At 70.4% G+C, this 24,035-nt stretch carries 26 protein-coding genes; 13 read left to right on the forward strand and 13 right to left on the reverse strand.

Annotated elements, in window-relative coordinates; translation table 11 throughout:
* Positions 1 to 67 precede the first annotated feature (67 nt).
* Complete coding sequence (locus AB0M73_RS00070; protein WP_363885061.1) at positions 68 to 730, reverse strand: ComF family protein; 663 nt, start codon at positions 728 to 730, stop codon at positions 68 to 70.
* Positions 731 to 1,477: 747 nt separating this feature from the next.
* Between AB0M73_RS00070 and raiA the strand changes: the two genes are divergently transcribed.
* On the forward strand, positions 1,478 to 2,146 hold the full coding sequence (gene raiA / locus AB0M73_RS00075) for a ribosome-associated translation inhibitor RaiA (RefSeq protein ID WP_363885065.1): 669 nt from the start codon (positions 1,478 to 1,480) through the stop codon (positions 2,144 to 2,146).
* A 144-nt stretch (positions 2,147 to 2,290) separates the two neighbouring features.
* A complete protein-coding gene (gene secA, locus AB0M73_RS00080) occupies positions 2,291 to 5,098 on the forward strand; it encodes a preprotein translocase subunit SecA (RefSeq protein WP_363885068.1) in 2,808 nt (935 codons plus the stop codon).
* Positions 5,099 to 5,149: 51 nt separating this feature from the next.
* Here the strand turns inward: secA and AB0M73_RS00085 are convergent, their stop codons facing one another.
* Complete coding sequence (locus AB0M73_RS00085; protein WP_363885071.1) at positions 5,150 to 5,599, reverse strand: Rv3235 family protein; 450 nt, start codon at positions 5,597 to 5,599, stop codon at positions 5,150 to 5,152.
* Positions 5,600 to 5,699: 100 nt separating this feature from the next.
* Between AB0M73_RS00085 and AB0M73_RS00090 the strand changes: the two genes are divergently transcribed.
* The gene (locus tag AB0M73_RS00090) at positions 5,700 to 6,098 is read left to right on the forward strand and encodes an HAD-IA family hydrolase (protein ID WP_363885660.1); all 399 of its coding nucleotides are present in this window, start codon (positions 5,700 to 5,702) and stop codon (positions 6,096 to 6,098) included.
* A 401-nt stretch (positions 6,099 to 6,499) separates the two neighbouring features.
* Here the strand turns inward: AB0M73_RS00090 and AB0M73_RS00095 are convergent, their stop codons facing one another.
* Complete coding sequence (locus AB0M73_RS00095) at positions 6,500 to 6,655, reverse strand: hypothetical protein (RefSeq protein ID WP_157494893.1); 156 nt, start codon at positions 6,653 to 6,655, stop codon at positions 6,500 to 6,502.
* Entirely contained in the window at positions 6,652 to 7,425 is a 774-nt protein-coding gene (locus AB0M73_RS00100; protein ID WP_043731313.1) for an RNA methyltransferase, read from the reverse strand. The genes AB0M73_RS00095 and AB0M73_RS00100 overlap by 4 nt, the downstream gene beginning before the upstream one ends.
* A gap of 45 nt (positions 7,426 to 7,470) precedes the next feature.
* Between AB0M73_RS00100 and AB0M73_RS00105 the strand changes: the two genes are divergently transcribed.
* The 3 genes from AB0M73_RS00105 to pruA are packed head-to-tail and all read left to right on the forward strand — an operon-like array spanning position 7,471 to position 11,004.
* Positions 7,471 to 8,868, forward strand: a complete 1,398-nt coding sequence (locus AB0M73_RS00105; protein WP_363885074.1) for a wax ester/triacylglycerol synthase family O-acyltransferase — start codon at positions 7,471 to 7,473, stop codon at positions 8,866 to 8,868.
* Positions 8,865 to 9,368 (forward strand): hypothetical protein, encoded by a 504-nt coding sequence (locus tag AB0M73_RS00110; RefSeq protein WP_043722019.1) that lies wholly within the window; start codon positions 8,865 to 8,867, stop codon positions 9,366 to 9,368. The genes AB0M73_RS00105 and AB0M73_RS00110 overlap by 4 nt, the downstream gene beginning before the upstream one ends.
* Before the next feature lie 7 nt (positions 9,369 to 9,375).
* Complete coding sequence (pruA, locus tag AB0M73_RS00115; protein WP_363885077.1) at positions 9,376 to 11,004, forward strand: L-glutamate gamma-semialdehyde dehydrogenase; 1,629 nt, start codon at positions 9,376 to 9,378, stop codon at positions 11,002 to 11,004.
* A gap of 117 nt (positions 11,005 to 11,121) precedes the next feature.
* Here pruA and AB0M73_RS00120 read toward each other — a convergent pair whose 3' ends face one another.
* The 4 genes from AB0M73_RS00120 to aroA are packed head-to-tail and all read right to left on the reverse strand — an operon-like array spanning position 11,122 to position 15,037.
* A complete protein-coding gene (locus tag AB0M73_RS00120) occupies positions 11,122 to 11,952 on the reverse strand; it encodes a hypothetical protein (protein ID WP_363885079.1) in 831 nt (276 codons plus the stop codon).
* Complete coding sequence (locus AB0M73_RS00125; RefSeq protein ID WP_363885081.1) at positions 11,949 to 12,755, reverse strand: 16S rRNA methyltransferase; 807 nt, start codon at positions 12,753 to 12,755, stop codon at positions 11,949 to 11,951. The genes AB0M73_RS00120 and AB0M73_RS00125 overlap by 4 nt, the downstream gene beginning before the upstream one ends.
* 3 nt (positions 12,756 to 12,758) lie before the next feature.
* Positions 12,759 to 13,766, reverse strand: coding sequence for a ribosome small subunit-dependent GTPase A (gene rsgA, locus AB0M73_RS00130; RefSeq protein WP_363885083.1), 1,008 nt, complete (start codon positions 13,764 to 13,766; stop codon positions 12,759 to 12,761).
* Positions 13,763 to 15,037 carry a 3-phosphoshikimate 1-carboxyvinyltransferase gene (aroA, locus tag AB0M73_RS00135; RefSeq protein WP_363885085.1) on the reverse strand — a complete coding sequence of 425 codons (1,275 nt, stop codon included), beginning with the start codon at positions 15,035 to 15,037 and terminating at the stop codon, positions 13,763 to 13,765. The genes rsgA and aroA overlap by 4 nt, the downstream gene beginning before the upstream one ends.
* 84 nt (positions 15,038 to 15,121) lie before the next feature.
* Between aroA and AB0M73_RS00140 the strand changes: the two genes are divergently transcribed.
* Together AB0M73_RS00140 and AB0M73_RS00145 are read left to right on the forward strand one after the other, a co-directional pair.
* Positions 15,122 to 15,874: an SOS response-associated peptidase gene (locus tag AB0M73_RS00140; RefSeq protein ID WP_363885087.1), complete on the forward strand. Its 753-nt coding sequence runs from the start codon at positions 15,122 to 15,124 to the stop codon at positions 15,872 to 15,874.
* Entirely contained in the window at positions 15,871 to 16,485 is a 615-nt protein-coding gene (locus tag AB0M73_RS00145) for an alpha/beta family hydrolase (RefSeq protein ID WP_363885089.1), read from the forward strand. Before AB0M73_RS00140 ends, AB0M73_RS00145 begins: the two co-directional genes overlap by 4 nt.
* A gap of 428 nt (positions 16,486 to 16,913) precedes the next feature.
* Here the strand turns inward: AB0M73_RS00145 and ybaK are convergent, their stop codons facing one another.
* Positions 16,914 to 17,390 (reverse strand): Cys-tRNA(Pro) deacylase, encoded by a 477-nt coding sequence (gene ybaK / locus AB0M73_RS00150; RefSeq protein ID WP_363885091.1) that lies wholly within the window; start codon positions 17,388 to 17,390, stop codon positions 16,914 to 16,916.
* Between the two features lie 232 nt (positions 17,391 to 17,622).
* Between ybaK and AB0M73_RS00155 the strand changes: the two genes are divergently transcribed.
* From AB0M73_RS00155 to AB0M73_RS00170, 4 genes are all read left to right on the forward strand, one after another.
* Positions 17,623 to 18,228, forward strand: coding sequence for a sigma-70 family RNA polymerase sigma factor (locus tag AB0M73_RS00155; RefSeq protein WP_157495654.1), 606 nt, complete (start codon positions 17,623 to 17,625; stop codon positions 18,226 to 18,228).
* Positions 18,225 to 18,557: a mycothiol system anti-sigma-R factor gene (rsrA, locus tag AB0M73_RS00160; RefSeq protein ID WP_363885093.1), complete on the forward strand. Its 333-nt coding sequence runs from the start codon at positions 18,225 to 18,227 to the stop codon at positions 18,555 to 18,557. Before AB0M73_RS00155 ends, rsrA begins: the two co-directional genes overlap by 4 nt.
* Positions 18,558 to 18,811: 254 nt before the next feature.
* Entirely contained in the window at positions 18,812 to 19,027 is a 216-nt protein-coding gene (locus AB0M73_RS00165; protein ID WP_043722050.1) for a biotin/lipoyl-binding carrier protein, read from the forward strand.
* Between the two features lie 23 nt (positions 19,028 to 19,050).
* On the forward strand, positions 19,051 to 20,541 hold the full coding sequence (locus AB0M73_RS00170) for a histidine kinase N-terminal domain-containing protein (RefSeq protein ID WP_363885095.1): 1,491 nt from the start codon (positions 19,051 to 19,053) through the stop codon (positions 20,539 to 20,541).
* A gap of 180 nt (positions 20,542 to 20,721) precedes the next feature.
* On the opposite strand, the gene AB0M73_RS00175 is transcribed toward AB0M73_RS00170, so the two are convergent.
* A complete protein-coding gene (locus AB0M73_RS00175; protein ID WP_043722052.1) occupies positions 20,722 to 20,976 on the reverse strand; it encodes a WhiB family transcriptional regulator in 255 nt (84 codons plus the stop codon).
* A 252-nt stretch (positions 20,977 to 21,228) separates the two neighbouring features.
* On the reverse strand, positions 21,229 to 22,158 hold the full coding sequence (locus tag AB0M73_RS00180; protein ID WP_363885097.1) for a diacylglycerol kinase family protein: 930 nt from the start codon (positions 22,156 to 22,158) through the stop codon (positions 21,229 to 21,231).
* 278 nt (positions 22,159 to 22,436) lie between these two features.
* Between AB0M73_RS00180 and AB0M73_RS00185 the strand changes: the two genes are divergently transcribed.
* Positions 22,437 to 22,862 (forward strand): hypothetical protein, encoded by a 426-nt coding sequence (locus AB0M73_RS00185; protein WP_363885099.1) that lies wholly within the window; start codon positions 22,437 to 22,439, stop codon positions 22,860 to 22,862.
* On the opposite strand, the gene AB0M73_RS00190 is transcribed toward AB0M73_RS00185, so the two are convergent.
* Positions 22,840 to 23,313, reverse strand: a complete 474-nt coding sequence (locus AB0M73_RS00190) for a GNAT family N-acetyltransferase (protein WP_363885100.1) — start codon at positions 23,311 to 23,313, stop codon at positions 22,840 to 22,842. The two genes, AB0M73_RS00185 and AB0M73_RS00190, sit on opposite strands and share 23 nt — an antisense overlap.
* Positions 23,313 to 23,918, reverse strand: coding sequence for an acid phosphatase (locus AB0M73_RS00195; protein WP_157494896.1), 606 nt, complete (start codon positions 23,916 to 23,918; stop codon positions 23,313 to 23,315). The genes AB0M73_RS00190 and AB0M73_RS00195 overlap by 1 nt, the downstream gene beginning before the upstream one ends.
* Positions 23,919 to 24,035 lie beyond the last annotated feature (117 nt).

The raw sequence follows: 24,035 nt of genomic DNA on the forward strand, positions 1-24,035 counted from the left end.
GGCTGCGCGGCCTCGCCGGAGCGGAGCTGATGGCAGTCCACTCGAATGCCGGCCAGCTGGGGACTGGTCAGTCGGTGCTGGTCAGTGCGACTACGGCGGTCACCTCCAGTCCGGCCTCGGTGAGCACCCGGTGGCACGCGGCGGCCGTGGCCCCGGTGGTGATGACGTCGTCGAGCAGCACGACCGGACTGCCGCGGGGCGGCGTCGCCCGCGGTCGGATCCGCACTCGTCCGGCCAGGTTGGCGGCCCGGGCGACCGGGTCCAGCCCGACCGAGTCGGTGGCCGAGCGGGCCAGTTCCAGCATCGGGGCGACCACGGCGCCGTGACCGGCGCGGGCCAGCTCCGAGGCGCATCGGCGGGCCAGCACCGTCATGTGCTCGCCGCCGCGTTGCCGGGACGTCCGCCGACGCGACGGGGCCGGCACCAGCCACCACACGCCGTCCGGATCCGGCCCCGGTCGTGGCATCCACGGCAGGGCTCGGGCCATCGCCGCTCCCAGCGGCTCGGCCAATTCCCGTCGGCCGCGCTCCTTGTAGGCCAGGACCGCGTCACGGGCCGGGCCGCGATACGCCGCGAGCGCATAGGCCGGCGGCCCGCCCTCCAAGGCCGGCCGCCGCACCGGAATGAGCGCTCCGAATTCGGCCGCGCAGGCGTCGCACCACAGCCGACCATTCGTTCGGCAACCGACGCACCGGACCGGCAGGACAAGATCGAGCAGTTTCGTCGTCACGGGTCGAGCATGCACCTCGAACCTGGCAGTTCCGGGCGGTCGTGTTTATTACCGACGGGTTCGGGTAACGCCCCAAACCTGAAGAGGTTTCGCATGATTGAGAGAACCTCACACCGACACCTGGGGGTGGACGTGAAGCGAATGTCGGGTTTTTGGCCACGACCTTCGGTGGGACTGACCGGGAGATACCACCCAGTCGGGTGAACTTGAAACCAGGGTCTCGATCACTGTCCCCGGTTCCGGCCGGTCGGGCCAAGATCGGCGCCGCCGCCCGGTCGTGCACCGCGACTACCACCATCGGGGCGACCCGAATCGGTGGCGGCAGATCGCACACGTGACCGGGAACCCCCGAGTGGACTGGCACGTTGCCCCGATATGAGGCCCTTGCTCAGCCCGTTCGCCGCAGTGCCACGGCGAGCGCGGCCGACCGGGGTCCTGCGCCGTCGGAGTGAAGCGGGCTCCACCCGTTCGGTGCGCCCCGTGGGGCGGGCGCGTTCCCGACGCGCGCCCACGACATGTTCGGTCACGCAACGTGGTGGCTTGAACTCCCCTGCGACGGGGTCTGTCGCTACGGCGAATCCGGGGCTAACGTGCTCCGCTATCAGCAATCCCGGCCCGCGGGGAGGAGGCGAACAGCCCATGACCCTGGCGCCGGCGAGCAGCGGCATCTGAGCCGCCTCGGTCACCACCCGGCGCCGAACTCCATCCCCAGCATTGATGTTCTCGCAGCAGCGAGGGAGGTCGTGTATGGACATCGTCGTGAAGGGCCGCAACGTCGAGGTGCCCGATCACTACCGGGTGCACGTGGCCGACAAGCTGGCCCGTCTTGAGCGCTACGACAAGAAGGTCATCCGATTCGACGTGGAACTGTTCCACGAGCCCAACCGCCGTCAGTCCAAGAACTGCCAGCGGGTCGAGATCACAGCCAAGGGGCGGGGCCCCGTGGTGCGTGCCGAGGCATGCGCCGGCGACTTCTACGGAGCGCTCGACTGCGCGGTGACCAAGCTGGAGAACCGGCTGCGCAAGATGCATGATCGTCGCCGTGTGCACTACGGCCGTCGCAGTCCCGCGTCGGTCGCCGAGGCCACTGGCGCTGTCGGCGCCCTGGCTTCCCCCATGGAGGACGGCGCCCAGATGGCCGCGACGGCCGTGCTGGAGATGGCCCCGGCCTACGACCCGGGCCTGGCCGAGGTGCCGGCCCAGCGCTGGGACGCCGACGCCGTCGACGAATCGCTCCCCGGACAGGTCGTCCGCGAGAAGGAGCACCCCGCCAAACCGATGACCGTCGACCAGGCCCTCTACGAGATGGAACTGGTCGGACACGACTTCTACCTCTTCCACGACGCCGACAAGCAGTGCGCGAGCGTCGTCTACCGCAGGAAGGGCTTCGATTACGGCGTGATCAGGCTGGGCTGACGCGCACGGGAACCTTGACGGCCGGCTTCCACGTTGTAGTGGGGGCCGGCCGTTACCTGCTGACGGTCGCGCCGCCTACGATGACGGAAAAGGGCGTCCGCACCCAGGGCGCGTGACGAGAACCCGACGAGCGAGGTCCCCCGGATGGTCCTGTCCCGATTGCTCCGCGCCGGCGAAGGCAAGATGCTCAAGCGCCTGCGCAATATCGCGAAGCTCATCAACTCGCTCGAGGACGACGTCGTCGACCTGACCGACGAGGAGCTGAGGGCCCGGACCGAGGAGTTCCGCAAGCGCTATGCCGACGGCGAGAGCCTCGACGAGCTGCTGCCGGAGGCCTTCGCGGTGGTCCGCGAGGGCGCCAAGCGGGTGCTGGGCCAGCGCCACTACGACGTGCAGCTGATGGGCGGCGCCGCGCTGCACCTCGGCCAGATCGCCGAGATGCGCACCGGTGAGGGCAAGACCCTGACCTGCGTGCTGCCGGCCTACCTCAACGCCATCTCCGGCGACGGCGTGCACGTCATCACCACCAACGACTACCTGGCCAAACGCGACGCCGACTGGATGGGCCGGATCCACCGCTTCCTCGGCCTGACCGTCGGCGTGATCATCTCCGACATGACGCCCGAGCAGCGCCGGGCGGCCTACGCCTCGGACATCACGTACGGCACGAACAACGAGTTCGGCTTCGACTACCTGCGCGACAACATGGCGTGGAGCCTGGACGAGTGCGTCCAGCGCGGCCACAACTACGCCATCGTCGACGAGGTGGACTCGATTCTCATCGACGAGGCCCGCACGCCGCTGATCATCTCGGGCCCGGCCGACCAGTCCTCGCGCTGGTACCAGGAGTTCGCCCGGATGGCGCCGCTCATGCGCAACGAGACCCACTACGAGGTGGACGAGCGCAAGCGGACCGTCGGCGTCACCGAGGCCGGCGTGACCTTCATCGAGGACCAGCTGGGCATCGACAACCTGTACGAGGCCGCGAACAGCCCGCTGGTCGGCTACCTGAACAACGCGCTCAAGGCCAAGGAGCTGTACAAGCGCGACAAGGACTACATCGTCCGCGACGGCGAGGTGCTGATCGTCGACGAGTTCACCGGCCGCGTGCTGTCCGGCCGGCGCTACAACGAGGGCATGCACCAGGCGATCGAGGCCAAGGAAGGCGTCGAGATCAAGGCCGAGAACCAGACGCTGGCCACGATCACGCTGCAGAACTTCTTCCGCCTCTACGACAAGCTCGGCGGCATGACCGGCACCGCCGAGACCGAGGCGGCCGAGTTCCACACCACGTACAAGATCGGCGTGGTGCCGATCCCCACCAACAAGCCGATGATCCGTCAGGACAAGCCCGACCTGGTCTACAAGACCGAGGAGGCCAAGTTCGAGGCGGTCGCCGACGACATCGCCGAGCGCAACGAGAAGGGCCAGCCGGTCCTGATCGGCACGACCAGCGTCGAGCGCTCCGAGTACCTGTCGAAGCTGCTGGTCAAGCGCGGTATCCCGCACAACGTGCTGAACGCGAAGAACCACGCCAAGGAGGCGCTGTTCGTCGCGCAGGCCGGGCACAAGGGCGCGGTCACCGTGGCCACCAACATGGCCGGTCGAGGCACCGACATCATGCTCGGCGGCAACCCGGAGTCCATCGCCGAGGAGGTGCTGCGGGCCCGCGGGCTCGACCCGGACGAGACGCCGGACGAGTGGCGCGCCTCGTACGCTTCCGAGCTGGAGGCCGCCAAGGCGCAGGTGAAGTCCGAGGCGGACGAGGTCCGCGAGCTCGGCGGCCTGTACGTGCTCGGCACCGAGCGGCACGAGTCCCGCCGCATCGACAACCAGCTGCGCGGCCGCTCCGGCCGTCAGGGCGACCCGGGCGAGTCCCGGTTCTACCTGTCGCTGGGCGACGAGCTCATGCGGCGGTTCAACGCCTCCATGGTCGAGGTCGTCATGACCCGGCTGCGCGTGCCGGACGACGTGCCGATCGAGCACAAGATGGTCACCCGGGCCATCCGCAGCGCTCAGACCCAGGTCGAGCAGCAGAACTTCGAGATCCGCAAGAACGTCCTCAAGTACGACGAGGTCATGAACCAGCAGCGCAAGGTGATCTACGCCGAGCGCCGGCTGGTGCTGGAGGGCCAGGACCTGCACGACAACGTGCAGGACATGATCACCGACGTGGTCACCGCGTACGTCAACGGCGCCACCGAGGCCGGCTACGCCGAGGACTGGGACCACGAGAAGCTGTGGACCGCGCTCAAGACGCTGTACCCGGTGTCGCTGGACTGGGACGCGCTGACCGAGGACGCCGAGGACCTCACCTCCGAGTTCCTGCTGGAGTCCCTGCTCACCGACGCCCGCGACGCCTACGCCGCGCGTGAGGCCGACATCGACGGCAAGGTCGGCGAGGGCGCCATGCGCGAGCTGGAGCGCCGGGTCGTGCTGTCGGTGCTCGACCGCAAGTGGCGCGAGCACCTCTACGAGATGGACTACCTCAAGGAGGGCATCGGCCTGCGGGCCATGGCGCAGCGCGACCCGCTGGTCGAGTACCAGCGCGAGGGCTTCGACATGTTCAACGGGATGCTGGAGGGCCTCAAGGAGGAGTCCGTCGGCTTCCTGTTCAACCTGCAGGTCGAGGCGGCCGAGCCGGAGCCGGTGCAGGTCGCCGCGTCCGACGTGCCGCCGATCGCCATGCACCAGCAGCAGGGCTCCGTCGCCGCTCCGCCGGCCCCGCCCGCTCCGCCGCAGCCCGCGTCCGGCACCCAGGTGCCGCCCGCGCTGCGGGGCAAGGGCCTGGACCACCACGAGCAGCAGCGGCTGTCCTACAGCGGCCCGAACGAGGACGGCGAGGCCAACGCCCGCGAGGACAAGGGCGACGGCGACGCCGGCACTCGTCGTGAGCGCCGCGCCGCCGCCCGCAACCAGTCCAAGCAGGACCGCAAGCGCCCGCGTCGCTGAGGTTTTGTCGTAGAACGGGGCCGTGCCTTCGGGCACGGCCCCGTTCTACGTTCACAGCACTCGGAACACCATGCACCGCACCCTTTCCCGCAGCTCGAAGCGAGCCGCGATCGCCCTCGGCCTGGCGTCGATCTCCGCCAGGCCGCACGTCTCCAGCACACCCTCCGACGGCTGGCGCACGTGCAGGCTGAGCAGCCGGCTCCGGCTCGGCGCCGCTCGTCCCCGTGACCTCGTCTCGATCGCGGCGAACGCCTGCGGCGTGCAGTGCGGCCTGAGCTGGCCCACCGGCCGCCGCCCGTCGATCGCCTCCAGCACCTGGTTGACCAGGTGTCGGATCCGGTCCCGCAGCGCCGCCGGCAACTCCTCGACCGCCGGCGGTGTCCGCGGCGGATCCTCAACCAGCCGCAGCCGCCGCCTTGCCAGCCCGATCGCCGGTCGGCCCGGCTCCGGTTCGTAGCTGGGCAGCGCCCGCACGACTATCGGCGTTTCGATCGTGGTCACGCGCCATGGCTGACCCACTGTTGCCCCCGTCTTCTCGTTCCCCCACACGAGACAGAGCAGCGGGCGCGCGATTTACGGACACCTATAGCCTGATCGGGTGATGAAGGGACTCATCGTCGACTTCGGCGGCGTGCTCACCGACCGCGGTCCCGAGGGCGTCGGCGAGCCCCCGCTGATCGGCGCCGTCCGCTCCGCCCGGGCCGCCGGCATCCGCACCGCCCTGCTGTCCAATGCCGACGGTCCCGGCGAGCCCATCCCCTGGCTGGACGCCCTGTTCGACGTCCTCGTCTTCTCCGGCGACGTCGGCGTGGCCAAGCCCGATCCGGCCATCTACCGCCTCACCGTCGAGCGCCTCGGCCTTCAGCCGGGGGAGTGCGCCTTCGTCGACGACCTCGCCGTCAACATCCGCGGCGCCGCCGCGACCGGGCTGGTGGGCATCCACCACACCTCGGTGGCTTCCACCCTGGCCGAGCTCTCCGCCCTGTTCGGCGATTGGTGACCTCGGCTCAGGAGAGCGGGTGGGCTGAGCCTTCAGCGCTTCGGCCACCGTCCAGAGCGCCTTCGCCGGGTGAACAACGACGGACTTCCCGAGCCGGGTGAAGACGGTCCGGCCTCGCGGCCACCACACGGCACGGCCGACAAAACAGCCCCAACCACGCAGCTGCGCCTTATGGAACCGACAAAGACCGCCGCCCACCACTCCCGGGGTGGCGTGCCCTGGACCATCGTACCCGCGGTGGGGTGCGGATGATCTTGAACGAGGGGGCGCCTGTGGATAACTGGGTCGCTCGGTCGGGGGAACGAGGGCGGAGTGGGGGATGGGCGGGAGGGGGCGGAGCTAGCGTCCGGGGGTATGGACATAGCGGCGCTGGCCTGCGTTTTCACGTTTGCGACCACTGCTCACGGCCAGGCGGTGACGGCGGTGTGCCCGATGCCGGTGTACCGCGTGATCGCGAAGTGTGGGGATGTGGACAGACCGGAGGGCGGGTGGGTGGTGCGGGGGCCGCTGGCCGGGAAGCACGGGTCGACGGCCCGGTGCGAGAACAGCGGGATCATCGACTACGTGGTGCAGACCGCCTGACGAGTTCGAAGCAGAGGACGGCGGCGGCGCTGGCGACGTTGAGGGACTCGACGCCGCCGGACATGGGGATGGACACCCAGCGGTTGATGAGGGGCCGCACGCCGTCGGTGATGCCGGAGGTCTCGCTGCCCATGACGAAGGCGACCTTGGCGGGAAACTCGGCGGTGAAGACGGTGTTGCGCGCGCCGGCGTCCATGGCGATGAGGGTGTAGCCGGCGTCCCGCAACGACGCGGCGGCCTCCTCGGCGGTGAAGCAGCGCAGCACGGGGGCGGTGAAGGCGACGCCGGCGGAGGCCTTGACGACGAGGGGGTCGATGGTCGCGACGCCCTTGCGCGGAACGACGATGCCTTCCAGCCCGGCGGCGGTGGCGGTGCGAAGGATCATGCCGACGTTGGCGGGCGTGGTAATGCCGTCGAGCAGCAGAACGGAAGCGGGCGGGCGGCGGTCGCCGAGAGCGGACGCCAGGGTCCGCATGCGAGGGGCGACGACGTCGGCCAGGACGCCCTGGTCCTGCTTGCCGTTGCCGGCGAGCACCTTGACCCGCTGGGCGGACGCCCGCTGGACCTGGACGCCACGGGCCCGCGCGGCGTCGAGGATCTCCCGGGCGGCGGGACCGCGCGCGGTGTCGGCCAGCACGACCTTGTCGACGGACAGCCCGTCGTCGGCCAGGGCCTCCAACACCGGCTTGCGCCCGTACACCGTGACGAAGCGATCCTTCGGGGACACATCGGAGACCTCACGCACGTCGAGCAGGATGGCACAGCGGTACGGATGTGCCAGGATCGGCATATGCCGGACCGCCTCTCGGCGCTGGACGCGTCGTTCCTGTACCTGGAAGACCAGACGACCCCGATGCACGTCGGCGGGATCGCGGTCTTCCGCAAGCCCCGGGCCGGCTTCGACTACGACGGCCTGGTCGCGCTGATCGAGCAGCGCCTGTCGCTGGTCCCCCGCTACCGGCAGAAGGTGGTCCAGGTGCCGGGCCGGCTGGCCCGCCCGGTCTGGGCCGACGACCCGGACTTCGACGTCACCTACCACGTGCGCCGCTCGGCCCTGCCCAAGCCGGGCAGCGACGAGCAGCTCAACGACCTGGCGGCGCGGCTGATGTCCCGGCCGTTGGACCACAGCCGGCCGCTGTGGGAGACGTACCTGGTCGAGGGCCTGGAGCGGAACCGGATCGCGGTGATCACCAAGACCCATCACGCGATGGTCGACGGCATCGGCGCGGTCGAGCTGGGCCAGGTGATCCTGGACGTGTCGGCGACGCCGCGCCCGCCGGCCGAGAGCCTGTGGATGCCGCAGCCGGAGCCCGGCATGCCGCAGCTGGTGTTCGACGCGGTGGCCGAGATGGTGCAGCGGCCGGGCGAGCTGGTGGAGAACGCCCGCTCGGCGGCGCTGGACGCGGCGGCAACGGTGCAGAAGGTGGCCGAGGCGGTCACGGGCATCGTGTCGGCGGCGAAGGCGGCGGCCCGGCCGGCGCCGGGCAGCCCGCTGAACGTCCGGATCTCGCACCAGCGCCGCTTCGCCACGACGCGCACCAAGCTGGACGACTTCCGCGCGGTCCGCAAGACGCACGGCGGCACGGTCAACGACGCGGTGCTGGCGACGGTCTCGGGCGCCCTCAGGACGTGGCTGCTCTCCCGCGGCGAGGCGGTGAACTCGTACCACACGATCCGAGCGCTGGTGCCGCTGTCGGTGCGGGACACCGCGTCGGAGAACGGCGTCGGCAGCAAGGTGCAGGCGTATTTGGTGGACCTGCCGGTCGGCGAGCCGAACCCGGTGGTCCGGCTGCACCACATCAGTCACGCCATGCGCGCGCACAAGGAGTCCGGCCAGTCGGTGGCCGCGGACACGCTGGTCCGGGTCGGCGGCATCACGCCGCCGACGCTGCACGCGTTAGGCGCACGGGCGGCGAGCTCGTTCTCCCGCCGCATCTTCAACGTCGTGGTGACCAACGTGCCGGGCCCGCAGGTCCCGCTGTACGCGGCCGGTGCGAAGATGATCGAGATGTTCCCGATCGTCCCGCTCGCCAAGAACCAGGCGCTGTCCATCGGGGTCACCTCCTACGACGGCGGTGTCTACTTCGGACTGAACGCCGACCGGGACGCGATGTCCGATGTGGACGTCGTGGCGGGAATGGTCGAGGAATCGTTGGAAGAACTCGTGGGAACGGTGGCCACGTCATGAGGGTGTACCTGCCCGCCACGCTCGGCATGCTGCACCAGTTGGTGGCCGACGAGGAGTTTCGGCCGGTCGGCGGCACGGCGTTCGCGCTGACGCCGGCGCTGCGCGAGTCCTATGCCTCGGGCGACGCCGAGGACATGGAGTACATCGCGATGCTGGACGCGGCCCGTGCCTCGCTCCGGCTGCTGGCCGCGGACCTGTCGGAGAATCCGGAGGCGCTGCCGCGGCGCGCGGTGATCGCCGCGGACGTCGACGACGTGAAGCTGCGGCCGGATCTGGACTACTCGGTGGTCAAGGTGCCCGGCATGGTGACGATGAAGATGATCGCCGCAGTGCACGTGGACACGGCCGAGGCGGAGCCGGCGGTCCGGGCGGCCTCGGCCGTGGTCGACGCGGCCGATCTCGGCGACCCGGACGCGGAGTTCACCGTCGGCAGCGCCGAGGATCACGCCCTGGCCTGGTATGCCCCGCAGGAGTTGCCATTCCTGCTGGAGCTGATGTGATGGGGGCATGGACGCGGTCACCTCGGTACCCCAGCCGTACAACGAGCCGGTTCGCTCCTACGCCCCCGGCAGCGCCGAACGCGAGTCGCTGCGGCGGCGCGTCGCCGAACTCGAAGGCGCCAAGCACGACCTGACCATGACGATCGGCGGCCGTCGGCGCATGGCCGGCGGCGAGCCGATCGACGTGGTGCAGCCCCATGATCACGCCCACGTGCTGGGCGTTTCGGGGCAGGCCAGCAAGGACGACGTCGCCGACGCCGTGCAGGCGGCCAAGGACGCCGCGCCGGCCTGGCGCGAGTTGCCGTTCGACGAGCGCGCGGCGGTGCTGCTGCGGGCCGCCGATCTGCTGGCCGGGCCGTGGCGGGACACGCTCAACGCCGCGACGATCCTCGGCCAGTCCAAGTCCGCGCAGCAGGCGGAGATCGACGCCGCCTGTGAGCTGATCGACTTCCTGCGGTTCAACGTGTCCTTCGCCCGGCAGCTGATCGCCGAGCAGCCGCAGTCCAGCCCGGGCGTGTGGAACCGGTTCGACCACCGTCCGCTGGACGGCTTCGTCGTCGCGATCACGCCGTTCAACTTCACGGCCATCGCCGGCAACCTGCCGCTGGCGCCCGCGCTGATGGGCAACACCGTGGTGTGGAAGCCGTCGCCGACGCAGCAGCTGGCCGCGCACTTCACCATGCAGCTGCTGGAGGCGGCCGGCCTGCCGCCGGGCGTGGTCAACATGGTCACGGGCGACGGCGCCGCGGTCAGCGAGGTCGCCCTGGCCGACCGTGACTTCGCCGGGCTGCACTTCACCGGCTCCACGGCCACGTTCAAGCGGTTGTGGCGCACCATGGCCGACAACCTCGACCACTACTGGTCGTACCCGCGGATCGTCGGCGAGACCGGCGGCAAGGACTTCGTCGTCGCACACCCGTCGGCCGACCCGGATGCCCTGGTCACGGCGTTGGTCCGGGGCGCATTCGAGTACCAGGGCCAGAAGTGCTCGGCGGCGTCACGGGCCTACATCGCCCGCTCGCTGTGGGACGGCGGCGTGCGCGACCGGCTCGCCGACGTGACCCGCAACCTCAGCTTCGGCGATGTCACCGACTTCTCGCACTTCGGCGGGGCCGTGATCGACTCACGGGCGTTCGGCAAGCACAGCGAGCTGTTCGAGCGGGTGCGCAACGAGCGGCTGGTGGACATCCTGGTCGGCGGCGTCGCCGACGACCGCGTCGGCTACTTCGTGCAGCCGACCGTGCTGGTGGGCCAGGATCCGCGGCACGACGTGTTCACGACCGAGTTCTTCGGGCCGATCCTGTCCGTGCATGTCTATGAGGACAACGACTTCGCCTCGATCCTGGACGTGGTGGACACCTCCACGCCGTACGCGCTGACGGGGGCGATCTTCGCCACCGACCGGGCCGCGATCGAGCAGGCGCACCGGGCGCTTCGCTTCTCCGCCGGCAACTTCTACGTCAACGACAAGCCGACGGGCGCCGTGGTCGGCCAACAGCCGTTCGGCGGCAGCCGGTCGTCGGGCACCAACGACAAGGCCGGCTCGATCCTCAACCTCACCCGCTGGACCAGTCCCCGCTCGATCAAGGAGACCCTCGTCCCGCCGACCACCCACGGCTACCCGCACATGGGCTGAGGCCGCTGAGGCTGATGCAGGGAAGGACGCCTTACCCTCGTTGAACGCAGGGAAGGACGCCTTACCTGCATCCGGCCATGCAGGTAAGGCGTCCTTCCCTGCATAACGGGCCGGGGGTTAGCCGGCCTTGGGGGCCGGGGAGAGCTGGCTGTCGGGGGGGACGGGGACGTCGACCGGCTGGCCCCAGCCGGAGTAGGTGCGGCTGACGGTCAGGGTGCCCTTGGTGGCCGGGATGTCCAGCTTGGACTCGGAGCGCAGCGGCACGTTGCCGTTGCCGACCCACAGCTCCTCGACCATGCCGCCGAGCTTGGCCTCCAACAGGGTTGTGTCCTTCAACGGCCCGTCGGGCAGGGTCTTGGCCACGGCGGCGAGGTCGGTGCGGAACGCGTAGTGCCGGGCCGGAATCAGGCCCACGGGCTGGACCTCGGAGCCGATGAGGGTGGTCGACGAGCCGTCAAGGGGCATGGCCAGCGGCGACAGCGTGGTCTGCTTCAACGACGCGAACAGCGGCGCGAACTCCTTCGAGAAGTCGTCGGCGCCATCGGAGGTGGCCCGCACCCACGGCTTGTCGGCCGGCAGTTTCTGGTCGGCCGGCGGCCGCACGTAGACGGCGGCGGGCGTGAGCACGAACGACAGGGTGGTGGCGTCGGGCGACTTCACGGTCATCGTCGCCGTCATCCACAGGCCCTGGTCGTCGCGGCGGAACGCGCCGGTCACCGACGTGACGGAGTGCGCGGCGAGCAGCTCAGTGGTGGAGTCCACGGTGAACTTCGCCGAGCCCTTGCCGGACAGCCGGGCGGTCACCGCCGCCGACAACGCCGAGAGCTCGGCCTGCGCGGGTGGCACGACAGCGGGATCGGACGAGCCGGAACCGTCGACGGCCGACGTGCAGGACGTCAGCGCCAACACCGCGACCGCGGCGACGGTCAGCCCGGCGACACGGCTCACTTCTGAACCACGTAGACCAGCTCGTTGCCGAACTCCAGCTCCTCGACCTGCCACGGCCGCCCCTCGGCGTGCGCGGCGAAGCCGCTGGAATACGTCCGGTACATGCCCTTGGACTTCTGCCCCAGCGTCTTCGTCGGAAAGCTGACCACCACGACCGGCGAGTTGATCGCGTCGATCAGCCCCCACCCGAGCTTCTTCTGCTGCGTCTCGATGCACGGCACGGCCTTGAGCAGCAGCGTCACGTCGGCGGGCTTGGGGTCCGGGCCGGTCAGCAGGTCGTGCACGGCGACCTCGTGCGGCACGTCCAGCACGGTCAGGGCCTCGTCCAGGAAAGCCATCAGCCGGCTGTCGATGTCCGACGCCCGGTACAGCACGTCCTCGCCGACCGGCATCCATTCCACGGTCAGCGGGTTCATGCCGCAGGCCAGGTCGGTGATCACCCGCGGCGGCTGCGGCAGCCGCTCGAAGACCGCCGCGTAGAACTCCGTCAGGATGGGCAGGCGCTCCTTGGTGGAGGCGTGCGAGGACATCGTCCGTGACAGGACGTCCCGCCGTTCCTCGACGCTCTGAGCCTCCCGCAGCAGACCGAGCAACTTGTCGTACCGGGGCGTGCTCGGCAGGTACGCGCCGAAGATCTCGTGCAGCCCGCGCTTGGTGCGCTTGACCGCGTCGTTGACGTCGCCGCGCGCCGCGCTCAGCGATGCCGTCGCGATGCGGCGCACGGTGTCGTCGGCGACGCTGGCGTAGCGCGAGCTGTCCCGCACCGCCACCAGCACCTTGGCCAGCTTCTCGTCTTCCACCACTGCCTACTCCTCGACCAGCCCCGCCCGCGAGGCCAGCAGCCTACGCAGCGAGCGCAGCCTGCCCTCGGTCGCCAGCCCGTCGGCGACGACCGTGTCCAGCATGCAGTCCGGATCGTCGGGCGGCCCGAGGTGCCCGCAGCCCGACGGGCACTCCTCGGCGGCCTCGGCCATGCCGGGGAACGCCGCCACGATGTCGTCCGGCGTGATGTGCGCCAGGCCGAACGACCGGATGCCGGGGGTGTCCACCACCCAGCCGCCGGCCGGCAGCGGGAACGCCACCGCCGAGCTGGACGTGTGCCGACCCTTGCCGACGCCGCTCACCGCGCCGGTCGCCCGGTCCGCCGCCGGCACCAGCTTGTTGACCAGCGTCGACTTGCCGACGCCGGAGTGCCCGACCAGCGCGGACACCCGGCCGTCCAGGCGTTCGGCGAGCACCGTCGGCTCCCGGTCCGACCGGGTCACCACGACCACGAGGTCCAGTTCGGCATACACCCCGAGCAGCTCGTCGGGGCTGGCCAGGTCGGACTTGGTCAGGCACAGCACCGGCGTCAGACCGCCGGCGTAGGCGGCGACCAGACACCGGTCGATGAAGCCGGTCCGCGGCTGCGGATCGGCCAGCGCCGTCACGATGATCAGCTGTTCGGCGTTGGCGACCACGACCCGTTCGAAGGGATCGGTGTCGTCGGCGGTGCGGCGCAGCACGCTGCTGCGCGGCGAGCGCCGCACGATCCGGGACAGCGTGTCGGGGGTGCCCGAGGTGTCGCCGACGATGTCCACCAGGTCGCCGATGACCACCGACGTGCGGCCCATCTCCCTGGCCCGCATCGCGGTCACCAGGTGCTCGGGATCGCCGTCGACCGCGCAGGTCCATCGGCCGCGGTCGACCGCGACGACCATGCCCGACTCGGCGTCGGAGTGCTCGGGCCGCTTCTTGCTGCGGGGGCGGGAGCCCTTGCCCGGCCGGACCTTGACGTCGGACTCGTCGAGCCGACGCCAGTCGCCGCGCGTCACACCCGCTCCGCCAGCTGCAGCATGGCGTCCCACATGCCCGGGAAGTCCGGGATGGTCTTGGTCGTGGTCTTGATGTCGTCCACGGAGATGCCCGGCACCCGCAGGCCGATGATCGCGCCGGCGGTGGCCATCCGATGGTCGTGGTAGGCGTGCCAGAGACCGCCGGTGAGCTTGGCCGGCCGGATGACCAGGCCGTCCTCGGTCTCGTCGGCGTCGCCGCCGATGCCCCGGATCTCCGTGGTCAGCGCGGCGAGGCGGTCCGTCTCGTGGCCGCGGATGTGCGCCACACCGCGGATGTGGGTGGGGCTGTCGGCCAGCACGGCCATCGCCGCCACGGTCGGCGTCAGCTCGGAGGCCTCGTGCAGGTCGACGTCGATGCCGTTGAGGCGCTCCGGACCGGTGACGGTCAGGCCGTTGTCCGACAGCGACACCTGGCAGCCCATCCGCTCCAGGACGTCGCGCATCTCGTCGCCGGGCTGCGTGGTGACCAGCGGCCAGTCCGGAACGATGATCGAGCCGCCGGTGACGGCGCCCGCGGCCAGGAACGCCGCCGCATTGGACAGGTCCGGCTCGATGTGCCAGTCCCGGGCCCGGATCGGGCCCGGTGCGACGTGCCAGCGGTTGGGCTCGCTGTCGTCCACCTGGACGCCGACGGCCCGCAGCATCTCGATGGTCATCTCGATGTGCGGCAGCGACGGCACCGGCTTGCCGTCGTGCAGCACGGTGACGCCCCGCTCGTAGCGCGCGCCGGACAGCAGCAGGGCCGAGACGAACTGCGAGGAGCCGGAGGCGTCGATCGTGACCTCGCCGCCCCGCACCGCGCCGTTGCCGTGCAGCGTGAACGGCAGCGAGTCGCCGTCGATCGTCACGCCGAGCGAGCGCAGCGCGTCCAGCACCGTGTTCATCGGGCGGATCCGGGCCTGCTCGTCGCCGTCGAAGCGGACGTCCCCGTCGGCCAGCGCCGCGGCCGGCGGCACGAAGCGCATCACCGTGCCCGCGAGGCCGCAGTCCAGGTCGGCGTCGCCCCGCAGCGGACCCGGCGTGACCTCCCACGATCCCTGCCGCCCGTCGGCCACGCGCACACCCAGCGAGCGCAGCGCCGCGGCCATCAGCTGGGTGTCGCGGCTGCGCAGCGGGAGGTGCACGGTGGAGGGGCCGTCGGCCAGCGCGGCGAGCAACAGGGCACGATTGGTGATCGACTTGGAACCGGGCACGGGCACGGTCGCGCGCACGGGCTGGGTGACGGACGGAGTGGGCCACGGCTGCGTCATGGGGGTGATGATTCCCTACTCGGCCGCTTTGCTTCCTCCTCGGGGGCCGTGACGTGCGACGATGGAATTCGGAGGTGGTCAGGGGTGTGCGGCAGGTATGCCTCCACGAAGGATCCGGCGCAGCTGGCCGTCGAGTTCGACGCGCTGGACGCGTGCGGCTCGGACGCGCCCGGCGCCGACTACAACGTGGCGCCGACCAAACCCGTGCTGGCCATCGTGGCCCGCCATCCGCGTGATGGCGACGGGCAGCCGGACGTGGAGCGGGTCGAGCGCACCATCCGGGTCATGCGTTGGGGCCTGATCCCGACCTGGTCGCCGGACCGCAACGTCGGCGTGAAGATGATCAACGCCAGGTCCGAGACCGCCGCCGTCAAGCCGGCCTACCGGGACTCCATGGCCCGCCGGCGCTGCATCCTGCCGGCCGACGGCTGGTTCGAGTGGCGGCGCGAGGCCGGGGCCAAGGAGCCCTTCTACGTCACCAGTCCCGACTCTTCGAGCCTGGCCATGGCCGGGTTGTGGACCGCGTGGCGCGACCCCAACGAGCCCCAGTCGCCGTGGCTGGTCACCTGCGCCGTGCTGACCGCCGACGCCTTCGGGCCGTTGGCGTCGATCCACGAGCGCATGCCCATCGTGCTGCCGCGGGAGTCCCACGAGCAGTGGCTGGCCCCCGACCAGGGCAGCGACGACGTCATGGACCTGCTCAAGCCGTCCTCCGACATCGTGTCTCGCTTCGAGATCCGGCCGGTGTCGACGGCCGTGAACAGCATCCGCAACAACGGGCCCTCGCTGCTGGAGCCGCCCGTGCCCGAGCCCGTCGAGCTGGACCTGTTCTCGTGACCAGGACCCAGATCGAGACGCCTTTCGGCCCCGCTCGGGCCGAGCTCCACTGCGCCGCCGAGAGCCGCGCCGCCCTGCTCCTCGGGCACGGCGCCGGCGGCGGCATCGAGGCCCCCGACCTCGTCGCCGCAACCCGTGCCGCCACCGCGGCCGGGGTCCATGTGGCGCTGGTCGAGCAGCCCTACCGCGTCGCCGGCCGCCGTGCCCCTGCCCCCGCCAAGCAGCTCGACACCGCTTGGCTCGCCGTCGTCGAGGACCTCGGCGAACGCTGGTTCGAGGGCCTGCCGCTGCTGTTCGGCGGCCGCTCTTCCGGTGCTCGGGTGGCCTGCCGGACCGCCGGCGACGGCCAGGCCGTTGCCGTGCTGTGCCTGGCTTTTCCCGTGCATCCGCCCGGCAAGCCGGAGAAGACCCGGCTGTCGGAGCTGGACGGCGTCGAGGTGCCCACCCTGGTCGTGCAGGGGTCTCGGGATCCCTTCGGGATGCCCGGGGCCGCGCACCACCGTGAGGTCGTGGCGCTGGCCGGGGACCATTCGTTGAAGGCCGACGTCAACGGGGTGACCAAGGCCGTCGAGGAGTGGTTGAACAGGGTGCTGCACACCTTGGACGCTTAGCTGCTTCGCCACATGCGCTTCCCGTTTGCCGCCTGACGCCACATGCGCTTCCCATGTGGCATCCGACGCCACATGGGAAGCGCATGTGGCTGTTGTCCACAGGACTTGCCGCCGTCGTCCGGTTGTCCACAGCCCACGCCGTTTCAAGATCGACTATGGGTTTGCGCTGGTAGAATGGGCTGGGGGACGCCCCCTGGGATTGGGTGGGCCATGGTCGCGTGGCGATGGGTCGGGTGGGTCATGGTTCGGGTGGGCCATGGTCGCGTGGCGATGGGGTCGGTCGTGGGCGGTGAGTGTGCCGCCGACGGGCTGGGACTTCGCCGCCAGCACTGAGCGGTCCGACAGCGGAGAAGTGGGTGGGCGGAGCCGCCAGGACCACCGGTGGCGACGGGCGGGCCGGGACCGCCGGCCCATGCCGAGCAGCTGCGTCAGCCGGCGATGGGGGCGACGACGGCGCCGGTGAGGTCGGCCAGGGCGGCGGGGGAGAGCTCGACCTCAAGCCCGCGGCGGCCGGCGGAGCAGAAGACGGTGTCGAAGGCGGAGGCGGAGGCGTCGATGACGACGGGGAGGCGCTTGCGCTGGCCCAGCGGCGAGATGCCGCCGGCGACGTAGCCGGTGGCGCGCTCGGCGGCGGCGACCTCGGCCATGCGGGCCTTCTTGCCCTTGAGGGCGGCGGCGAGGGCCTTGAGGTCGAGCTGGCCGGTGACGGGGACGACGCCGACCGCCAGTTGGCCGTCGACCTCGGCGACGAGGGTCTTGAAGACCCGGGCGGGGTCGAGGCCGAGCACTTCGGCGGCCTCCAGACCGAAGGAGTCGTGCCGCGGGTCGTGGTCGTAGCTGTGCAGCGTGTACGGCACCTTGCGCTTGGCCAGCAGCGCGGTCGCTGGGGTTCCCTGTCCTGCCACGGGAAGACCCTATGACGCGGCTCTCACCAGGAATGCGCACGGGGGCAGTCGTGTTGGACCCCACGTGGCTACTTCAAGCGCTGTGCTCGGCCGCTCCACGGCCCGACGCGTATCCTCAGGGGCGAACGACACGCTTCCCGCACGGGGAGCGTCGACAGCGTCCGCCCGGCTCGCGCGCCGGCGGGGAGGGAGCCAGGTGCCGGGTAGTTCCGCCCAGGTCAACGACAACAACATCGTCGAGCAGGAGACTGCCGAGCAGCGGGCCGCGCGCTTCGAGCGTGACGCCATGCCGCTGCTCGACCAGCTGTACTCGGCCGCGCTGCGCATGACGCGCAACCCCGCGGACGCCGAGGACCTGGTTCAGGAGACCTACTTGAAGGCCTACAGCGCCTTCGAGTCGTTCACGAGCGGGACGAATCTCAAGGCCTGGCTGTACCGCATCCTGACGAACACCTACATCAACGGCTACCGGCGCAAGCAGCGGCAGCCGATCCAGACCTCCGCGGACGAGATCACCGACTGGCAGATCGCCGCCGCCGAGAGCCACACCTCGCAGGGCCTGCGCTCGGCCGAGGTGGAGGCGATGGACCGGCTCCCCGACGACGACGTCAAGCAGGCGTTGCAGCAGCTGCCCGAGGAGTTCCGCATCGCGGTCTACCTCGCCGACGTCGAGGGCTTCGCGTACAAGGAGATCGCCGAGATCATGGGCACCCCGATCGGGACCGTGATGTCCCGCCTGCATCGTGGCCGCCGCCAGCTCAAGGACCTGCTCACCGACGTCGCCCGGGACCGCGGCTTTCTGCGCTCGGCCCGCGAGCGGGAGGTGACCGGGTCGTGAGCTCCGACGAACTGCACGGCGCTGACGGACTGCACGGCACCGACGATCTGCACGGCGGCGACTCCGTCAAGGCGGGCTGCCGCGAGGTGCTGGCCGAGGTCTGGGCCTTCCTGGACAACGAGTGCGACCAGAACCAGCGCGAGATCCTGCGCCATCACCTGGACGAGTGCAGCCCGTGCCTTGAGCAGTACGGCATCGAGGAGCACCTGAAGATCCTGCTGGCCCGCAAGTGCGGCGGCGACCACGCCTCGGCCGAGTTCAAGGACCGGCTGCGGGCGTGCATCAAGGAGAAGGTGCTGGAGCGCACGCAGGCGAAGGTCGAGCCCTAACTCCACAGGCCCCCAAGACGTTTGAAGGCCCCGGTGACCAGGTCACCGGGGCCTTCGTGCGTCACACGCACGGGTCTCAGGCGTTGGGCCGCTTCCCGTGGTTGGCGCCGCCCTTCTTGCGGTCGCGGCGCTTGCGAGCACGCTTCGACATGAGTGTCTCCCTCGTGGCAGTGCCCGATTTTGGGCGAGTATTGCTGTCCCCCGATTGTCTCACGCCGGTGGCGGGCTCCCGAATCCGTGGTTCCATGACGGGCATGACCGAGGAGATCCGGGCCGAGATGGTGGCCAACGTGAGCAAGGTCGTGGCGCACGAGGGCGACTCCGTGACCGACGGGGCGGAGATCGTCATCCTGGAGTCGATGAAGATGGAGATTCCGGCGGTCGCCCACCACGCGGGCCGAGTGACCAAGGTCGCGGTCGCCGAGGGTGACGTCGTGCAGGAAGGCGACCTCATCGCCGTCGTCGAGTAAGCGGACCGACTAGCGTCGGCACCGTGTCAACACTCACCGACCTGCTGGCCGAGCACACCGGCCTGCCCGGCGCCGCGGTCGACCACCTCCAGATGGTGGCGGCCGAGTGGCAGTTGCTGTCGGACCTGTCCTTCGCCGACTTCGTGCTCTGGGTCCCGCTGGACGACGACGGGCCGGCCGGCAAGTTCCTGTGCGCCGCGCAGGCCAGGCCGACGACCGGACCGACGGCCCACCCCGACGACATGGTGGGCAGCACGGTCACCGCGGACGACCACCCGCAGGTGCGCCGCGCCCTGGTCGAGGGCCGGATCTGCCGCGAGGAGGACCCGCGCTGGCACCTGGGCGTGCCGGTGCGCCGCGAGACGATCCCGGTGCGCTTCAACGGCGACACGATCGCGGTGCTGTCCCGGGACACCAACCTGGCGGTGCCGCGGGTGCCGAGCCCGCTGGAGATCGCCTACCTGGGCAGCGCCGCCGACCTGTGCCAGATGATCTCGGACGGCACCTTCCCGGCCATCGAGCCGTCGGCCGACGTGCACACGAGCCCCCGCGTGGGCGACGGTCTGATCCGCATCGACAGCTCGGGCGCGGTGGTGTTCGCCAGTCCCAACGCGCTGTCGGCGTATCACCGCATGGGGCATGCGGCCGATCTCGTCGGCGTGCACCTGGCCCCGCTGACCAGGTCGCTCGTGGCCGATCCGTTCGACGCGACGGAGGTGGCGCAGCGGATCCGGACCGCGCTGGACGGCAACCCGAGCATGCGCATCGAGGCGGAGTCCCGGCGCGGCGCGGCGGTGCTGTTCCGTGCGCTGCCGCTGCGGCCGCTGGGCAAGGCCGCGGGCGCGTTGGTGCTGGTCCGCGACGTCACGGAGGTGAAGCGCCGGGACCGGGCGCTGTTGTCCAAGGACGCCACGATCCGCGAGATCCACCACCGCGTGAAGAACAATCTCCAGACAGTGGCGGCGCTGCTGCGGCTGCAGGCCCGGCGGACGAACAATGCCGAGGCCCGTGACGTGCTCCAGGAATCGGTGCGCCGGGTGACCTCGATCGCCCTCGTGCACGAGACGCTGTCCATGTCGGTGGACGAGCGGGCCAATCTGGACGACGTGCTGGACCAGGTGTTCCCGATGCTCTCGGACGTGGCGACGGCGGAGACCGGCGTCAACGTGCGTAAGGAGGGCAAGCTCGGCGTGGTGTCGGCCGAATTGGCGACGCCGCTGGTCATGGTGCTCACCGAGCTCGTGCAGAACGCCCTTGAACACGCCTATCCGGCCGGTGATTCGGGCGAGGTGGTGGTGCGCGCGGAACGCTCGGCCAAGTATCTGGACGTGGTGGTGTCCGACGAGGGCCGCGGCCTGCCGCCGGGCTTCTCGCTGGAGCGCACCGAGCGCCTGGGCCTGCAGATCGTGCGCACGCTGGTGGAGTCCGAGCTACGCGGCTCGCTGTCGCTGCGCAGGCGGGACCCCCGAGGGACCGAGGCGATCCTGCGGGTGCCCCTGCGGCGGAGCCGCTAGATCGACACCGCGGCGGAGCCGCTAGGCAGACACTGCGCCGTAGTCGATAGGTCAACAGATGTCTGGCGTAGCGCCGGTATCGATGAGTTAAATCGTCAACAACGTACAAGAGGCCTGGAAACCTCGGGGGAAGGTTCCAGGCCTCTTGCGCGATGAGAAATTGTAAAAGAAATGCTCTCGTCAGGCGTTGCTACGAGCGCGGGTACGAGCGTTGCGACGCTTCAGCGCACGCCGCTCGTCCTCACTCATACCGCCCCACACGCCGGCGTCCTGCCCGCTCTCCAGCGCCCACGACAGGCAACCGGACACAACCGGGCAGCGGCGGCAGACGGTCTTCGCCTCGGCGATCTGCAGCAACGCGGGACCGCTGTTCCCAACGGGGAAGAACAGCTCGGGGTCCTCGTCACGGCAGGCCGCGCGGTGGCGCCAGTCCATTTCTCTAGCTCCTCGCTAAGCGCGCTACGAGCGCACTGTTGTCGTCAGCGGTCGTCGGGGTGCTTGTGAATGCTTTCACGAACTTCGGGGATGTCAAGAGGTCGGCCTCGACTCGGTGAGAGAACTCACCCGAAAGATCGGCGCGTTTGACCCCTGGTGCCGGTCCGTGACCAGCCATGATGCCCTACGTCTCGGCCTCGCGACCAGTCTATTACGCTCCGGTCACGAACGCAGTACGACGCCACGGGCACTTCACACGGCCACCCTCAGCGCCTTCGGCACTGACGTGAACTTTACCTGACGGTGTTCACCCAGGTCGTCGCCGTCCACCTGAAGGCGCACGGGCCGGTCCGCGGTCACCCTGATGTGGGCGACATCGTCGAGTCGCAGCAGGTTCCCCCCGGAGGGCGGGCCCAGCGGCAGCAGGATCTGCGACAGGGTGCGCGCGATGACCGGCGGGGCCAGGCTCTGCAGCGCGAACAGGCCGAGACCGCCGTCGAACGAGCAGTCCGGGTTCATGTGGATCGGCTTGGCGCCCAGGTAGGTCCACGGATCGGTGTTGGAGACGAACGCCAGCCGCGTCTTCTCCTTGGTGCCGTCCGGCAGCTCGACCACCAGGTCGGTGGCGGTGAGCATCTGCCTGACGTAGTTGGCCAGCGCGATCGACGCGTACAGCAGGGGGCTGGCTGTCTTGTCCCGGCGGCGTTCGACCTCGGCCACCACGTCGGCGTCCCAGCCGAGGCCGGCGTTGAACGTGAACCAGCGGCTGTCGGCGTCGGCTGGCTCGGCCAGGCCCAGCCCGATCTCGCGGCGGCTGCCCGACTCGATGGCCATCAGCAGCCGGTGGGTGGCCTCGACCGGGTCCCTCGGCAGCCCCAGCGCCCGCGCGAACACGTTCGCCGAGCCTCCGGGCACCACGCCCAGGGCGGGCGTGTCCGCCGGATCCGGGCACTTCGAGAGCAGCCCGTTGACCACCTCGTTGACGGTGCCGTCACCGCCGTGGGCGACCACCAGGTCCACCCCGTCCGCCACGGCACGCGCGGCGGCGTCGGCCGCGTGCCCCCGGTAGCTGGTCTCCACGATCTCCAGCTGCACGTCGCTGGCCAGCGCGTGGGCCAGCACGTCCCGCCCGGCGGCGGACGTCGCCGTCGCCTGCGGGTTGACCACGAGAAGGGCACGCACACCAGCAGCGTAGGACAGACCGTGACCGGCGACCGGTCCTCCGTCCCCGTACGGGTGGCTGTCGCTCATCGAAAGTGAGGGAGCTCTCCCTTCCGTGCCGACGACGCTTCGGACCCTGCGTTGTCGGCGAGTGCACCCAGACGACCGTCTGCTCTACGACAACACCCGAATCCTCCCCCCTGCGTCGGCGCCGCGGGACCGGCCGTCCGGGTGGCCTACGATCGATCCGTGCGCACGGATCGTGATGTGCGCAGGTAGCAGGTCGAGGAAGGTGTCCGTTGTCACGCGAAATCGCCGCCCCCGGACCCGTTCGCGCTGCCGGCGCGCTGGTCACCGTCCAGGGAATCGCCGCTGTGGTGGTCGCGGTCGTCACGGTTGTGCTCGGCCTGTCGGGCGGAGCCCCGGCACTCGTCGCGTTCGGTGAGGCCGGCGTCTACGTGGTGATCGCCGCCGCGTTCCTGGTGCCCGGCATCCTGCTGTGGCGCGGCACACGCGGCGCCCGCAACGGCGCGGTCTTCCTCCAGCTGCTGGTGCTGGGCGGCATCTGGTGGGGATTCGACCCCATTGACTCGCTGGCCGTGGACATCCTGTTCACGGCCTACTGCCTGGCCGTGCTCGTCCTGCTGCTGTTCCTCGCGTCCTCACGGGCCTGGGCGATGGGCATCACCGAGGAGGACGGGGCTACGCCCGAGCCGCGGCCTTGAGCAGCGGCTCGTCGGCCAACCGGTAGCGGTACCAGTCGTTGACGCGGGCCGCGCCCATCGCCTCGTAGAAGTCGATGGCCGGCTGGTTCCAGTCCAGCACCGACCACTCGAAACGGCCGAGGCCGCGGTCGGCGCATTCCTTGGCCAGGGCCAGGAACAGCGCCCGGCCGAGGCCGCTGCCGCGGTGCTCCGGGCGGACGAACAGGTCCTCCAGGTAGATGCCGTGCGTGCCGGTCCAGGTGGAGAAGCTGAGGAACCACAGGGACATGCCCACGACCTCGCCGTCCACCTCGGCCACGTGGCCGAACAGGGCGGGCGACGGGCCGAACAGGGCCGTGTGCAGCTGCTCGGATGTGAGGTGACACTCCTGCGGCGCCCGTTCGTACTCCGCCAGGTCGTACACGAGCTGCACAACCGCGTCGACATCGGACTCACGGACGCCGCGGATCATCAGATCTCCCCCAGGGGTGGCACGTTCAGGCGCCGGATCTGCGCCTGGCCTCGCTCGTCACCCAACACCGAAATGCCCGCGGGGTCCAACCCGATCCGCACGCCGGCCGCGGGGTCCAGCCCCAGCCAGCGGACCACCAGCACGCGGCTGAAGTGGCCGTGGCCGATCAGCACCACGTCGCCGCGCTCCAGCCCCTTGCGGGCCCGGGCCAGCACCGCGTCCGCGCGGTCGCCGACCTCCTTGGCGGTCTCGCCGTTCGGGATCTCGTGCGTCCACACCGTCCAGTCCGGCGCCGACGCACGGATCTGTTCCGTGGTAAGGCCTTCGTAGTCGCCGTAGTCCCACTCGGCGAGGTCCTCGGTCACCTCGTCCACGGTCAGACCGGCCAGCTGCGCCGTGCGCCCGGCGCGGGAGCGCGGGCTGGCGAGCACGAGTCTGGGTGGGACGGTGGTGCCTCGGAGTTCGGCCAGTACGGCGCCGGCCTTGCGGGCCTGCTGCTCGCCGTGAGCCGTGAGGGGGACGTCCGTGCTGCCGGTGTGCTTGCCGGTCAGCGACCACTCGGTTTCCCCGTGCCTGATGACGTACACGTCTGCCACCCAGCGGATCGTAGCCCCGCGGTGCGCTCACGGCCGGTCGTGTGATCCAACGCACTGCATCGAACAGGCGATCGAACAATTGGGCTGGATGAGGTAAAATTTGGAGGTAGTCCAGGGGAGAGGACG

It is taken from the genome of Kutzneria sp. NPDC051319, from assembly GCF_040682195.1.
In the GTDB taxonomy this organism is placed as follows: Bacteria; Actinomycetota; Actinomycetes; order Mycobacteriales; family Pseudonocardiaceae; genus Kutzneria.

What these genes read in the sequence shown, in the direction of transcription:
- raiA (WP_363885065.1), top strand. Translation starts at nt 1,478, where the DNA reads ATGGACATCGTCGTGAAGGGCCGCAACGTCGAGGTGCCCGATCACTAC.
- secA (WP_363885068.1), top strand. Translation starts at nt 2,291, where the DNA reads ATGGTCCTGTCCCGATTGCTCCGCGCCGGCGAAGGCAAGATGCTCAAG.
- AB0M73_RS00090 (WP_363885660.1), top strand. Translation starts at nt 5,700, where the DNA reads ATGAAGGGACTCATCGTCGACTTCGGCGGCGTGCTCACCGACCGCGGT.
- AB0M73_RS00095 (WP_157494893.1), bottom strand. Translation starts at nt 6,655, where the DNA reads ATGATCCCGCTGTTCTCGCACCGGGCCGTCGACCCGTGCTTCCCGGCC.
- AB0M73_RS00105 (WP_363885074.1), top strand. Translation starts at nt 7,471, where the DNA reads ATGCCGGACCGCCTCTCGGCGCTGGACGCGTCGTTCCTGTACCTGGAA.
- AB0M73_RS00110 (WP_043722019.1), top strand. Translation starts at nt 8,865, where the DNA reads ATGAGGGTGTACCTGCCCGCCACGCTCGGCATGCTGCACCAGTTGGTG.
- pruA (WP_363885077.1), top strand. Translation starts at nt 9,376, where the DNA reads ATGGACGCGGTCACCTCGGTACCCCAGCCGTACAACGAGCCGGTTCGC.
- aroA (WP_363885085.1), bottom strand. Translation starts at nt 15,037, where the DNA reads ATGACGCAGCCGTGGCCCACTCCGTCCGTCACCCAGCCCGTGCGCGCG.
- AB0M73_RS00165 (WP_043722050.1), top strand. Translation starts at nt 18,812, where the DNA reads ATGACCGAGGAGATCCGGGCCGAGATGGTGGCCAACGTGAGCAAGGTC.
- AB0M73_RS00175 (WP_043722052.1), bottom strand. Translation starts at nt 20,976, where the DNA reads ATGGACTGGCGCCACCGCGCGGCCTGCCGTGACGAGGACCCCGAGCTG.
- AB0M73_RS00190 (WP_363885100.1), bottom strand. Translation starts at nt 23,313, where the DNA reads ATGATCCGCGGCGTCCGTGAGTCCGATGTCGACGCGGTTGTGCAGCTC.